This window comes from Arcicella aurantiaca (assembly GCF_003148625.1).
GTDB lineage: Bacteria > Bacteroidota > Bacteroidia > Cytophagales > Spirosomataceae > Arcicella > Arcicella aurantiaca.
Genome location: NZ_QGGO01000031.1, coordinates 35,288 through 48,445, shown reverse-complemented (window position 1 = coordinate 48,445; position 13,158 = coordinate 35,288). Strand labels below are relative to the sequence as shown.

At 37.7% G+C, this 13,158-nt stretch carries 9 protein-coding genes; 1 reads left to right on the top strand and 8 read right to left on the bottom strand.

Annotation, left to right across the window (positions count from 1 at the left end; genetic code table 11):
- Positions 1–30 precede the first annotated feature (30 nt).
- On the bottom strand, positions 31–2,916 hold the full coding sequence (gene gcvP / locus LV89_RS20685; protein WP_109744830.1) for an aminomethyl-transferring glycine dehydrogenase: 2,886 nt from the start codon (positions 2,914–2,916) through the stop codon (positions 31–33).
- Positions 2,917–3,413: 497 nt separating this feature from the next.
- Here gcvP and LV89_RS20680 point away from each other — a divergent pair, with 497 nt between their 5' ends.
- On the top strand, positions 3,414–3,959 hold the full coding sequence (locus LV89_RS20680; RefSeq protein WP_109744829.1) for a hypothetical protein: 546 nt from the start codon (positions 3,414–3,416) through the stop codon (positions 3,957–3,959).
- 244 nt (positions 3,960–4,203) lie between these two features.
- On the opposite strand, the gene LV89_RS20675 is transcribed toward LV89_RS20680, so the two are convergent.
- The 7 genes from LV89_RS20675 to LV89_RS20645 all read right to left on the bottom strand — a co-directional run bounded on the left by LV89_RS20675 (position 4,204) and on the right by LV89_RS20645 (position 13,157).
- Positions 4,204–5,802, bottom strand: a complete 1,599-nt coding sequence (locus tag LV89_RS20675; RefSeq protein ID WP_109744828.1) for a carboxylesterase/lipase family protein — start codon at positions 5,800–5,802, stop codon at positions 4,204–4,206.
- A gap of 34 nt (positions 5,803–5,836) precedes the next feature.
- Positions 5,837–6,136 (bottom strand): AtuA-related protein, encoded by a 300-nt coding sequence (locus tag LV89_RS20670; RefSeq protein WP_109744827.1) that lies wholly within the window; start codon positions 6,134–6,136, stop codon positions 5,837–5,839.
- Between the two features lie 52 nt (positions 6,137–6,188).
- On the bottom strand, positions 6,189–7,535 hold the full coding sequence (locus tag LV89_RS20665) for an acyclic terpene utilization AtuA family protein (RefSeq protein ID WP_109744848.1): 1,347 nt from the start codon (positions 7,533–7,535) through the stop codon (positions 6,189–6,191).
- A 107-nt stretch (positions 7,536–7,642) separates the two neighbouring features.
- Positions 7,643–8,938: a CitMHS family transporter gene (locus tag LV89_RS20660; RefSeq protein WP_109744847.1), complete on the bottom strand. Its 1,296-nt coding sequence runs from the start codon at positions 8,936–8,938 to the stop codon at positions 7,643–7,645.
- 34 nt (positions 8,939–8,972) lie between these two features.
- Positions 8,973–9,872 (bottom strand): alpha/beta hydrolase, encoded by a 900-nt coding sequence (locus tag LV89_RS20655; RefSeq protein ID WP_374755156.1) that lies wholly within the window; start codon positions 9,870–9,872, stop codon positions 8,973–8,975.
- A gap of 36 nt (positions 9,873–9,908) precedes the next feature.
- Complete coding sequence (locus LV89_RS20650) at positions 9,909–10,931, bottom strand: alpha/beta hydrolase (protein ID WP_109744826.1); 1,023 nt, start codon at positions 10,929–10,931, stop codon at positions 9,909–9,911.
- 12 nt (positions 10,932–10,943) lie between these two features.
- A complete protein-coding gene (locus tag LV89_RS20645; RefSeq protein WP_211321246.1) occupies positions 10,944–13,157 on the bottom strand; it encodes a beta-galactosidase in 2,214 nt (737 codons plus the stop codon).
- Position 13,158 lies beyond the last annotated feature (1 nt).

Genomic DNA, 13,158 nt, shown 5'->3' with positions numbered 1-13,158 from the left:
TCCTCCCTTCATTTCTAAAAAAGAAAAAGTTTATTCAGCATATTCCTCAATTGGTAAACAGCTACAAACCAAATTACGGTCGCCGTAAGCTGAGTCAATTCTTGAAACTGTTGGCCAGAATTTATTAGCTTTTACATAAGCCAATGGGAAAACAGCTTTTTCACGAGAATATGGTCTGTCCCAATTTTCTGCTAAAACCACTGCTTGCGTATGTGGAGCGTGTTTCAAAACGTTATTTGCTTTATCTGCATTTCCGTTTTCAACTTCCGCAATTTCTTCACGAATCGCAATCATGGCATCGCAAAAACGGTCTAATTCTGCTTTTGATTCAGATTCAGTTGGTTCAATCATCAACGTTCCAGCCACTGGGAATGAAAGCGTTGGTGCGTGGAAACCATAATCCATCAAACGTTTGGCAATATCTTCTGCTTCAACACCTGCTGAAATTTTAAGTGGACGACAATCCAAAATCATTTCATGGGCACAACGTCCTTGCGAACCTGTATAAAGCACAGGATAATGTGCTTCTAAACGAGCTTTGATATAGTTTGCATTCAAAATTGCGGTTTCAGTAGCACGTCTCAAACCGTCGCCTCCCATCATTGCAATATACGCATAAGAGATTGTCAGGATAGAAGCAGAACCATAAGGAGCTGCAGAAACTGCCGAAATCCCTTCTTTTCCACCAACTTTTGAAACAACCGCATGACTTGGTAAGAATGGTACTAATTGTTTCGCTACGCCGATTGGTCCCATTCCTGGGCCACCCCCACCGTGAGGAATACAGAAGGTTTTGTGTAAGTTTAAGTGACAAACATCTGCTCCGATTGTTGCAGGAGAAGTTAAACCTACTTGAGCATTCATATTGGCACCGTCCATATAAACTTGTCCGCCAAATTCATGAATCATCGAGCAAATTTCTTTGATTGATTCTTCAAAAACTCCGTGCGTTGATGGATACGTTACCATCAAACAAGATAAGTTATCAGCGTGCAATTGTGCTTTTTCTCTTAAATCAATAAGGTCGATATTTCCGTTTTCGTCGCATTTTGTAACAACCACTTTCATACCTGCCATTACCGCAGACGCTGGGTTTGTTCCGTGTGCCGACGAAGGAATTAAGGCAACATTACGGTGGAAATCTCCACGAGATTCATGATAAGCACGAATAACCATCAAACCAGCGTATTCACCTTGAGCTCCAGAATTTGGTTGGAATGACATCGCCGCAAAACCTGTAATTTCACTAAGCCAATCGTTCAAATCACCAATCATGGCGGTATAACCTTGTACTTGGCTTTTAGGAGCAAATGGGTGAATATTTCCAAATTCTGGCCATGTTACAGGAATCATTTCGGTAGTTGCATTCAATTTCATCGTACATGAACCCAATGAAATCATTGAATGAACCATTGAAAGGTCTTTGTTTTCCAATTGCTTTAAATATCTAAGCATTTCATGCTCAGAATGATAGCTATTGAAAACAGGATGCGTTAAGAAATCAGAAGTACGGTTGAATGATTTTCCGAAAGCATAATCAACTTGGTCGAAAAGTGATGATAATTCAACTTCTGCCGTTCCGATTTTTTCAAAAACTGAAATAATATTTTGAACGTCTTCAAGCGTACAAGTTTCATCTAAAGAAATACCGATGTATTTATAGTCATCATAATACCTAAAGTTGATACCGTTTGCTAAAGCTTCTTTTTTCAAATGAGTTTCATCTTCATTGATATTTACTTTGATGGTATCAAAATAGGCACTTGTTTCAATTTTATAGCCTAATTTTTCAAGAGCTAAAGCAGTTAATTTTGTTAAACCGTGTACACGTTCTGCAATAGCTTTTAAGCCTTCTGGCCCATGATAAATAGCATAAGCTGCTGCCATTACCGACAATAAAACTTGTGCAGTACAAATATTTGAAGTCGCTTTTTCACGACGAATATGTTGCTCACGTGTTTGTAATGCCATACGTAATGCCCGATTTCCTTGTGCATCCATAGAAACACCAATGATACGCCCTGGAATATGACGTTTGAATTCATCTTTAGTGGCAAAGAAAGCGGCATGAGGACCTCCAAAACCCATTGGTACACCAAAGCGTTGTGAAGTACCAATTACGGCATCAGCACCCATTTCACCTGGAGATTTCAATAGTGTTAAAGCTAATAAATCAGCGGCAACAACTACGTTAATTCCTAATTCGTGGGCAGATTCAATAAGGGAAGTATAATCAAAAAGTTGTCCATCTCCAGCAGGATATTGGACAATCATTCCGTAGATTTTCTCTTGTGTTAAATCAACTTTACGGTGGTCGCCAACGATAATTTCAATTCCAAGTGGCAAAGCACGAGTTTTCAAAACATCAATAGTTTGTGGATGGCAAAGGTCTGAAACAAAAAATGCTTCTGCATTTTTCTTTGCCCCTTTTCTTTGTCCGTGCAACATCGTCATGGCTTCTGCGGCAGCCGTTCCTTCATCTAAAAGAGAAGCATTGGCAATTTCCATACCCGTAAGGTCGATAATCATTGTTTGATAATTCAACAACATTTCTAAACGACCTTGTGCAATTTCTGCTTGATACGGTGTATAAGCAGTGTACCAAGCTGGATTTTCAAGAATGTTACGTAAAATCACGGCTGGCGTGTAAGTATCGTAATAACCCATTCCGATATGCGACTTAAAAGTGTCATTCATCTGAGCTAATTTCTTGAAATCTTTCAAAAATTGAGCTTCAGATTTTGCTTCTGGTAAGTTCAGCGGCTTAGGTAAATGAATAGCAGGAGGAACAGTTTGATTGATGAGTGTTTCGATAGAATCTACTCCAATAATATCAAGCATTTCCTTGCGGTCAGCTACGTTAGAATTGTTATGACGATTCTCAAATTTTTCTTGATACTGAAAGTTTATCTTCATTTTGGGAGAAAAAAGGGTATTGTTTCAAAAAACTGACACAAATTTACAAAGAATTAATTTCAAACACGATATTGTAAAGTCTCAGATTAACAGGGTGTTAAATTATTTTGTTCAATAAAATAAATGAGTGCTTTTGTGTTCTAAAAAATATTAGAATTATGCAAAAAACATTGTATTGTTAAGTTTTACATAATTTATTTTTGACATAAACAACCATTTTACTTTTTTCAGCGTCTCAGTAATATAATATATATGACGGTTGATAATATAGTAACCAACTAATTTCTTTATAAATAGATAATACATTGAAATTGCCAAAGACCCTAAAGTAATTTCTTGACCGTTTAATAATTTTAAATAATAACTAAAGGTATTCTCTATTGACTTAATGGGTAAAAGACAGTAGTTTTGTAAGTGAAATATAGGAAAAATACAAATTTCTATAATTAGTTATTATTTGCCCGATATTTTACTTTTATAGTCAGATTTTAAAACCTATGAAAAAGCTGTTTAAAAATAATCCACTCATTGTTATATCTGTGTTACTACTTTCGGTGGTAACTATTATTACTTATAGCCGAAATTTAGACTCTTCAGTAAAATCATCTCAAGGGTTTTTCTCTGGGAAAATTAGTTTTGATAGCATATCCAATCATAAATTATATTCTGATAAAATACAAGTAAAAAGAAGTGCTGAGCGTGGGGTAACCGTTTTGACAATTGTAGTAACCGATAATAATTCTCCAGAATCAGTATTTGTTAAATTATATAATGCCAATGAGAGAGGAACGTTTTTTATTCCCGGTGAAGGAGATTTACAAAATGTTGGAAATTTAATAAAAGATGTTAACCAATTCCGTGAAGAAAGTAATTTTTACCAAACAACTTTAGCAAATGATGAGGGATTGAAGAATGGGGTTGGTAGAGTAAATATTACCAAATTGACTAAAGATGAAGTAGAAGGGGAGTTGATAATAATTGCTAATAATTCTGAAGGGAAACAAGCTCAGTTAGAATCAGCAAGATTTAAAGCAAGATTTTAAAACAAATGAATAAATAAATTATCATTTGACAAGATTATATTTAGTGGTTAGGTGATACCAAAACGTCCGAAGCTTTGCTTCGGACGTTTTTTTGTTGATTAGTTTTGAATTAGCGAAGATAGCGAATAGCGAGGTTAAAAGCGAAGATAGCGAATGGCGTTTGTGAAGTCAGAAACTAAAATAGCGAATAGCGAGGGTTACACAGCCCATTTCGCTATTCGCTATTTTCGCTAATCGCTTTTCACTATTTCACTACTTCAAATAATTCTTTATCCATTTGTGGTTTTACAGTACAAGTATTGTCAAAGTGCATGGTAGTTGTATTACTTGCATTATACGCATCCCATTTTGGTAAATCTTTGTGATTTGGATTGCCCGTTTTCGCAAAATTTAACCATGCCTGACTCATTTTTGCAGCTAATAAATAAGCATCTTTATTGCCACCAGTCATTTCTTCGCAACGAGCGATGTTATCAAAAACGAAAGGGATTTCCATGCAGTGAACCGCTTTGTATTTACCATCCATTACGGGCGATTGCCAGTCGAATAAGTACATATATACAGGCGAACCTCCTGCCAAAGCTGATTTTTGATTTGCCTGCACAACTGCTCCTGGTCTAAACGTTACATCATAATCCATTAACTCAGCAGGTTTGGCATTGGGATATGCCTTTTGAACGGCAGAGATGTAAGCGTCGGCTTTAGCTCCATACGTTTTCTTGATAGCTTCAACTGCTTGCTCTTGAGTTGTTCCTTTGGGCAAGCCACCTCTGAACGGCATAAATTCATTAACCGTAGTGCCAATCATCAAAGGAACATTTTTTGACAACTCAAATGCTTCGTTTGAGAACAATTGATAAGGCAATACTTCGCCGTCGGCACTTGGACCCCAGCTTAATCCAAAACCAATTACAGGTTTTCCTTCAGCTTTCATTTTATCCGCAACGGTTTTAAGGGCTTTTTTTCCTGCATCGCTTAATGTTTGAAAAGGTACTTTTTGAATCTCATCGACTTTATCTGCTGAAAGTCCTAATTCTTTCATTACTTCTGCTCCAATTGCCTGTGTTGTAGTTTTATCAAGCATAGCAGTACGGAACGCACCACTTTGATTGATGGCTTTGTGGAATAATCCTTTTGCCGACGGCATTGCCATCAAAGTATTTACCTTTGCTCCACCACCCGACTGTCCGAAAATCGTTACATTATTTGGGTCACCCCCGAAATTTGAAATGTTTGTTTTGACCCATTCCAAAGCCGCTTTCATGTCTAAAACACTTGAGTTGGCAGATTGCTTATATTTTTCGCCATAGGCTGATAAATCTAAAAAGCCTAAAATATTTAAACGATGATTGATTGAAACTACTACAACATCGCCTTTTTTCGCTAAGTTTTCACCATCGTAAGAAGGTAATTCTTGTGATGAACCAGCCGTAAAACCACCTCCATGAATCCAAAACATAACTGGACGTTTTTTCCCATCATTGGTACTTGGAGTCCATACATTGATACGCATACAATCTTCGTTTGTAAATCCCCAACTATGGTTGAAAACAAATTCACCTTCATCCATTACACTGGTTGTAGGGTCGAGGAGAGGGGCAACAGGCCCATAAGCTAAAGAGCTACGAACTCCCGACCATGATTTAGGTTTTTGTGGGGCTTCAAAGCGTTTGGCTTCGGCATACGGAATGCCTTTATACGTAACAATATTGTTGTGAATATAGCCACGAACTTTACCCGCATCGGTAGAAGTTACAGCTACATTTTCGCCCGTTTGAATTTGGGCATTTACTCCCAAACAAGTGCTAAGGGCTAAAGAAAGGGCAATAATTGTTTTTTTCATTGTGTTGTTGAAAGGTTGAAATTGTTATTCAGAATTAAATTTCCATTGTTAAAAGAGCATAACTTAATGCTTTTCCGTGTGTATCCATGCGTAAGGAGGTGGTTACGCCACCCGCCAAAGCATCTTGACAAACAAATAATAGTGATGAAATATTGGGCATTTCGTAACGAATGATTTCGCCCGAGATAATGCCTTCCATGTGTTTTTTCACAGTGTCGGCAGTGACTTTTTGGCAAAGCATTTCATAGTCATTTTCATTGTAGGGAATTAATGAAAGTGTTGAAATATTGCCTTTGTCGCCCGCTCGGCTATGTGCTATATCGTATAATTTCATGTTAAAGATGAATTAGAAATTATGAGTTATAAATGAGCTTTTGGTTGTTTAACTATTCTGAAAATAATGTCATAACGGGTTTGATTTTGTTCCTATCCACCAAAACGGATACAATTCCGATGACTTCATTCACATATTTTCTGACTCCGCCACCGCCTGCTGGACCATTGGTGTAAAGAGCTTCTACTTCTTCACCGATTAATGCCGCTTCGGCTTGAGTTTGGGCTTTGGCGGCTATTCGAAGACGAACCTCTGAATTTTGATATTGAAATTTGGAATTCGGAAAAACAGAATTTTGACCAATATAATCCACTTGAATGTCGTCAAATTGAGGTTTTAGCCGTTTTTCAAGTGTTTCTCCTGCTAATTTGGCTCTTTCTAAAGCCGAATAACCTGCATAAGAAATTTCTCCTTCGCCTTGCCAAAATGCTTTGTAACCAACGCTTACTTTATAAGTTTCGGGTTTGGTTTTGCCACCACCGCCAGATACTTTTATTTGATTTTTCCCGATTTCTTCCAATTTTACACTCGTAAAATCAGCGATAACATCGGGCGTAAAATATTCGTTTGGATTAATAACTTCGTACAATAATTGCTCTTTAGCGGTTTGTAAATTGATGATTCCGCCTGTTCCTTCAACTTTACTAATAATTGCCGAACCGTCTGAAAAAATATCTGCAAATGGATGTCCCAAATTCTCCATATTTTCAACGGGTTTCTTGATGGGGTCAGCAAAATATCCACCTGTTATGTGTCCTGCACATTCCATCAAATGTCCGATAACTGTTCCTTTTCCTAATAAATCAAAATCATCAGTTTGCCAACCAAATTCATGAATCATCGGAGCAAGAAATAACGAAGGGTCAGCTACTCGTCCCGTGATAATTATTTGAGCATCAGCTTGTAAAGCCTCTAAAATTCCTTCAATGCCGAGATAAGCGTTAGCGGAATTTACGATTTGGGATTTACGGTTTTGGATTAGGTCGTAAGCAAAGTTCTCATTATTAAACACTCTAAAATCGTCATTCGTTATTTGTAAATCGCCAATTACGTCGTCTCCACTTACAGCAGCAACTTTTATGTTAACTCCTTGCTTTTTTGCAATTTCTATGATTTTCTTTGCTCCTTCAATGGGATTCGCAGCTCCCATATTAGTAATGAGACGGATATTATTTTTGAGCAAATGAGGTAAAAGCGTTTCAATTCTACGTTCCAAAAGTGGGTCGTATCCTTTGGTTGAGTCAGCCATTTTACGCTTATTGGCAAGTGCAATGGTGCGTTCTGCCAAACATTCCAAAACCAAATAATCCAATTCTCCCTTTTCAGCAAGGACGATGGCAGGCTCAATTCTATCCCCCGAAAACCCTGCTCCACAACCTATTCTTATTTTATTCTTCATTTTTAAGTAATCGTGCAAATTATAAACTACATTTTGAAATTTCATAAGCCATTGATAACCAAGCTCATGATAATGCTAAATCCTAACACCTAAATCCCAACACCTACTTATAAATGTATTGAACCCGTTAAAATTGCTACAATTGTCATCACGATGGTGGTTCCCCAAGCCCATTTGAAGGTATTTCGCTGATGTTCGCCTAAATCAACTTCTGCTAAACCAACCAATAAAAAGGTTGATGCCGTAAGCGGACTGATAGGAAAACCAACCGTCATTTGTCCCAATAGAGCGGCACGACCAATTTCGAGCGAGTCAATGCCAAATTGCGTTGCGGTCTGGCTCAAAATTGGCACAACACCAAAATAATAGGCATCAGGTGTGAATAACATACTGGCTGGCAAACTCGTGATTGCCGTTAGCATGGGTAAAAGATTGGCGTGATTTTGAGGAATCAGAGCAACCAAAGTATTAGCCATTTCTTCAATCATTTTTGAGCCTGTCAAAATACCAGAGAAAATACCAGCAGCAAAAATCATACTCGCAACCATGAAAATATTTGTGCCATGAGCTTTCATAACTTTCTGTTGGTCAGCGAGTTTTGGATAATTAATCAACAACGCAATCATACTTGCTACCACAAATAAAACAGGGGCAGGAATCCAACCTTTTGTTAAGGCAATAATGAGTAAAATTGTCAGAATTGCATTGAAAATGAGCAAATTGGGTCGTCTTAATCCGTGTTGTTCTTCCGTTAAATTGTCTTTATGATTATACTGAAAATCAATGATTCCGAGTCTGTTTCTTTCTTTTTTACCCAACCAATACGCCACAAAAATCACCCAAGCAATACCTCCCAAAATAGCAGGAATATTTGGATTGAAAATATGAACTGCATCAGATTTTAAGGTAGAAATTGCTCTTGCTGATGTTCCAGACCAAGGCACTAAGTGCATAGGCCCAACGCTCAACGCAACGATAGTTGATAATACTAAACGATTGATTTTTAGTTGTTTATAAATCGGTAAAAATGCCGAAAGTACAATCATAAACGTAGCCGTTCCGTCGCCATCCAAATGTACAATCATTGTTAAAATTGCCGTTCCGATGATAACTTTTAGCGGGTCACCTTTTACCGACTTGATGATAAAAGCAATTACAGGGTCGAACAGTCCTGCGTCCAACATTGTGGCAAAATACAAAACGGCAAACATCAATAAAATGCCTGTTGGAGCAACTTGTTTGATGCCCGCAAGGCTAAATTCGCCTAATTCTTTTGGGTTGAACCCTGCCAAAAGTCCAAAGACAATGGGCGTAATGACCAAGGCAGTCATCACTGACATTTTCTTGGTCATTATCAAAATCAAAAATATTATTATCGTTGCGAAACCGAGTGAGGAAAGCATCATTCTATACTTATGTTAGTATTTTCAAGTCAAATTATTCTACCGTTACGCCGTTCTTTTTCAAGATATTATGAAAGAAAAGTACGTGATATGGTAGCGAATTTTCCCAATATGGCCATGTGTGAGCTCCTGGGTGTTCGGTATAATCGTGTGGGAAACCTGCATAAAGCAAACGGCTATGTAATTCACGATTGGCATCAATCAAGAAATCATCAACGCCGCAATCAATGATAGTTGGCAAACCGTTTTTCTTGATGGCATCAACCATATTTACGATTGAGTTTTTAACGAAAACTTCGTTTGTTACATCAGAAGTACCCAAAAGTTTCTCAAAACGGTCTTTCAACGATTTTGAAAAATCTGCATTAATCTTAAATTTTGTGAAATTCATATCCATCGCTCCACTCATTGTTCCTGCCGCACCAAATAAATCAGGGTGATGAGTTGATAAGTACATTGCACCATGTCCGCCCATCGAAAGTCCTGTGATTACTCGTCCTTTATTACTTTTTACGGTACGATATGTTGCATCAATTTTCTGAATAACTTCTTTGGTGATATACGTTTCAAACTTGCTCGCTTGGTCGAAAGGGCTATCCATATACCAACCAAAAGTTTCACCTTCTGGCATTACGATAATTAAATTGTATTTATCAGCAAGATTTTTTACAAGATTTTTATCGGGCGTTGAAGTTAGCCAATCACGGAAATGTCCGCCACCGCCATGTAACAGATATAAAACTGGATATGAAGCCTGATTTTTGGCATAAGAAGCAGGCAAAACCACCGCCGCTTTATAGGCTTTGTTCATGACCGCACTTGGTACATCAAGGCTATCAACTGTTGAGGCTTTTGCTGAAAATGTGAAGAGAATTATGGCTAAATAGATAAAAATACGCATGGTTTTGTTGGGGTTTAATTTATATTTTTTCATGCACGTAGAGACGTTGCCTGCAACGTCTCTACATAATCAAAATTTTAAAAAGTCATTAAAAAATGGCAACAAATCATTCAAAACACGTCCGTCAATTGTCCAGATTTTATTACCGTGGTCGCCGATATATTCTTCGGAAAAATGGTTAATCCCCAAATTCTCCAAACGCTGACTCAACATTCCGATTTGTACAGGAAAACGTGGAGAATCGTTCCGTCCCCAATCCAATTTTATGGCTGTCATTTTGCGGAGGTTATCTGCATATTTATCAACCATATAAACAGGCATATTGGCTTCCCATTTTTCTAAAACGGATTGATTGACAATCATTTTATCGCCTTCGTAACTGAATGGAAAATCACAGAAAAATGGAGGTTTATTTGGGTTAGGCGACCACGCACGAGCTACCGCTACCAATACTTTGGGATAATACGTTTTCTTTAAATCATCTTGCGTTTTAACGTTTTGAACCTCTTTGTAAGAAGTGCTATTTGGTCCAAATTCTTTCACCATAGCCAATAATCCCGGACTCAAAGCATAAATACTGCTAAAAACTTCGGGGTGAAGCATTCCGATTTTGAAAGCTCCGTATCCACCCATCGAATGCCCTGCAATGCCTCGACTTTCACGGTTGGGAATAGTTTTGAAGTTTTTATCAAGATATTCAACTAACTCTTTTGATTCAAATTCGTCCCAATTTCCTGTCAATGAAGAATTTGAGTAAAAACTTCCTTCAAAAAGCGTGTATTGGTCAGCTTGAACAAAAATGAAAGGTTTGATTTTTTGACGACGAATACCTTCATCCAAGATATTTTTCATGTTAGCAAAAATGCTATCTTTCCCCATGAAACCGTGCAAATAATAAATAACTGGATAACGCTGAGTTGAGCCGTCATAATTGGGTGGCAAATACACCGAAACTTTACGATTTGGATTTTCGCCACCTGTATTTTGTAAGGCTTTTGAGTTTAATATAAAACTTACCACTTTACCTGTTTGGGCAGTTGCACAAGTGATGAGTGATAAGTGAAAAATGATGAGTATTAGGAGTTTTTTCATTCGTAATTCATTTTAGTTTTCCTCAATAATTTTAACCCCCCAAGCTTCTAAATCTAAAGACGTATTAGTTGCAATGGATTTATTTGAAAGTAATTCATTTCCATTGTTAAAAGTGTATTGTACTTTTTGCGGAACAGCTGAATAATTAAAGAAATAACGAATCGTTTTTCCTTGTTGATTTACACCCGATTTTGTAATAATCGGAAAGGTTAAACTTTGTTCCGTTTTCCATAAATTGGCTTTTCCCAAAGCATCTTTCATGATTTTTTCGGTCAATGCTGAGGTCGTCATGCAGCCCACATAAGTTGCTAAACCTTTCCCGAACTGATTTTGAGTTACTGCCGCATAATTTCCCCAAGATGGATGTTCGTAATATGCCAAAACTTTAGCAGTTGTTGGCGTAATTAATTCCATCCAAGTATTGATTTTGTTATTGTCTTTACCAACGCCGAAAGGGTCGTTTTTCAGAGAAACATTTTGCGGAACAGTAAATTGACTGTAAGAAATCCCGCAGGCTTCATTGATAATAGCAGGTTGAACGGTGCTTCTAACCTTCACATTTTCATCTGAAAAACCACTTTTGAAAGTGTAAACCACGTGTCCGCCATCTTTCACAAATTGGTTTAATTTCTTCAATAACTCATCCGAAGCAGCGTAAAGTGCAGGAACGATTATCAATTTATAATTACTCAATTCTGGATTTTTTGTGCCATCCACAAAATCCATTCCCACGTTCATTTTATACAGGGCGTCGTAATATGGGCGGAGAATATCGTTGTAGGTTTCTCTTGCTCCCCAACCAAAACTGAAAGCATTGAAGGCAGTTTGGGCTTCGTTGCTGAAAAGAACGGCTACGTCATTTTTCTTTTTCAAATTGATGAGTTTGTCGCTTAATCTTGCAAAATCTTTCCCGATTGTTTTTGCTTCGTTATACGTTGGATTTGGTTCAAAATCATGGCTTAAAAGACCTTTCCAATAGGTTTCTGCTGAATTATGAATGGAATGCCAATGCCAATATTCCAACATATTTGCCCCAGAAGCTAAATGACTGAATGCTTGTAAACGTAACTGATTTGGATAGGGAACCCATTGAGGAAAACCTTGTGCTTCGGTTTCGAGGACAAAGTAATTTCTGTTTTTCATCGAGCGAGTTAAATCTCCTCCCAAAGAAATTTCGATACCTGTCAGTACATCTTGCGTTGGATGATAAATATCGACTCCTGCTACGTCTAAGGCTTTTGCCGCCGCAAAATGGTCAACATCAGGCTGAATGCCGTAAGAATATCCATGCCAATCAAGGTCGAAATTTTGGGTTACAAATTGCGTGGGTTTAGCATATTCTTTCACAATTTTAGCTTGCCAAGCTAAATAATCAGTCACAATTTGACGTTGAAATTTTGAAAATTCTGAGTTCAAACTGGCATTAATTGAAGCATTGAATGTGCCATTTACCGTTGGGAAATCGTCCCAATTATTGATTCTGTTACTCCAATAATCCAAACCAAAAGCCTTATTTACTGCCTCTAAAGTCTTGAATTTATCCTTCATATACGCCACAAATGCCTTTTGTACATTGTCGCCTGCTGTTCCATAGGCTTTCGTTTCATTATCAACCTGATAGCCGATAATAGCAGGATGGTCTTTAACGTGTTCCATGATTTTACGGATTACACGTTCGGCATGAAAACGGAAATGTTCATTCGTAATATCCATATTTTGTCTTGCTCCGTACAGGTTTTTACCTTTAGAAGTTGTAGCCAAAATATCAGGATATTTTTTAGCCAACCAAGTCGGAAAAGCATACGTTGGCGTGCCAATAATGACTTTAATTCCGCCTTTGTGCATAGCATTTAGCACACGGTCGATATGCGAAAAATCCCATACATTGTCTTGTGGTTCAACAGTACTCCAAGTTGATTCTGCAATTCTGACTACATTTATGCCAGCCTCTTTCATCATTGCCACATCTTTTTCGAGGCGTTCATAAGGCATATATTCATCGTAATACGCCACCCCAAAAAGTAGAGACGTTGCCTGCAACGTCTTCTCCACCTGTAATGTCTGTTCAGACGTTGCCTGCAACGTCTTCTCCACCTGTAATGTCTGTTCAGACGTTGCCTGCAACGTCTTCTCCACCTGCAATGTCTGTAAAGGCGTTGCAGGTTTCTGAGCAAAAGCCTGATTCAAAAATGATAAAAAGAGAATAAATAAAAAGTGTTTTTTCATA

Coding starts and splice junctions, on each gene's coding strand:
- gcvP (WP_109744830.1), bottom strand. CDS start 2,916: ATGAAGATAAACTTTCAGTATCAAGAAAAATTTGAGAATCGTCATAAC.
- LV89_RS20680 (WP_109744829.1), top strand. CDS start 3,414: ATGAAAAAGCTGTTTAAAAATAATCCACTCATTGTTATATCTGTGTTA.
- LV89_RS20675 (WP_109744828.1), bottom strand. CDS start 5,802: ATGAAAAAAACAATTATTGCCCTTTCTTTAGCCCTTAGCACTTGTTTG.
- LV89_RS20670 (WP_109744827.1), bottom strand. CDS start 6,136: ATGAAATTATACGATATAGCACATAGCCGAGCGGGCGACAAAGGCAAT.
- LV89_RS20665 (WP_109744848.1), bottom strand. CDS start 7,535: ATGAAGAATAAAATAAGAATAGGTTGTGGAGCAGGGTTTTCGGGGGAT.
- LV89_RS20660 (WP_109744847.1), bottom strand. CDS start 8,938: ATGCTTTCCTCACTCGGTTTCGCAACGATAATAATATTTTTGATTTTG.
- LV89_RS20655 (WP_374755156.1), bottom strand. CDS start 9,872: ATGAAAAAATATAAATTAAACCCCAACAAAACCATGCGTATTTTTATC.
- LV89_RS20650 (WP_109744826.1), bottom strand. CDS start 10,931: ATGAAAAAACTCCTAATACTCATCATTTTTCACTTATCACTCATCACT.
- LV89_RS20645 (WP_211321246.1), bottom strand. CDS start 13,157: ATGAAAAAACACTTTTTATTTATTCTCTTTTTATCATTTTTGAATCAG.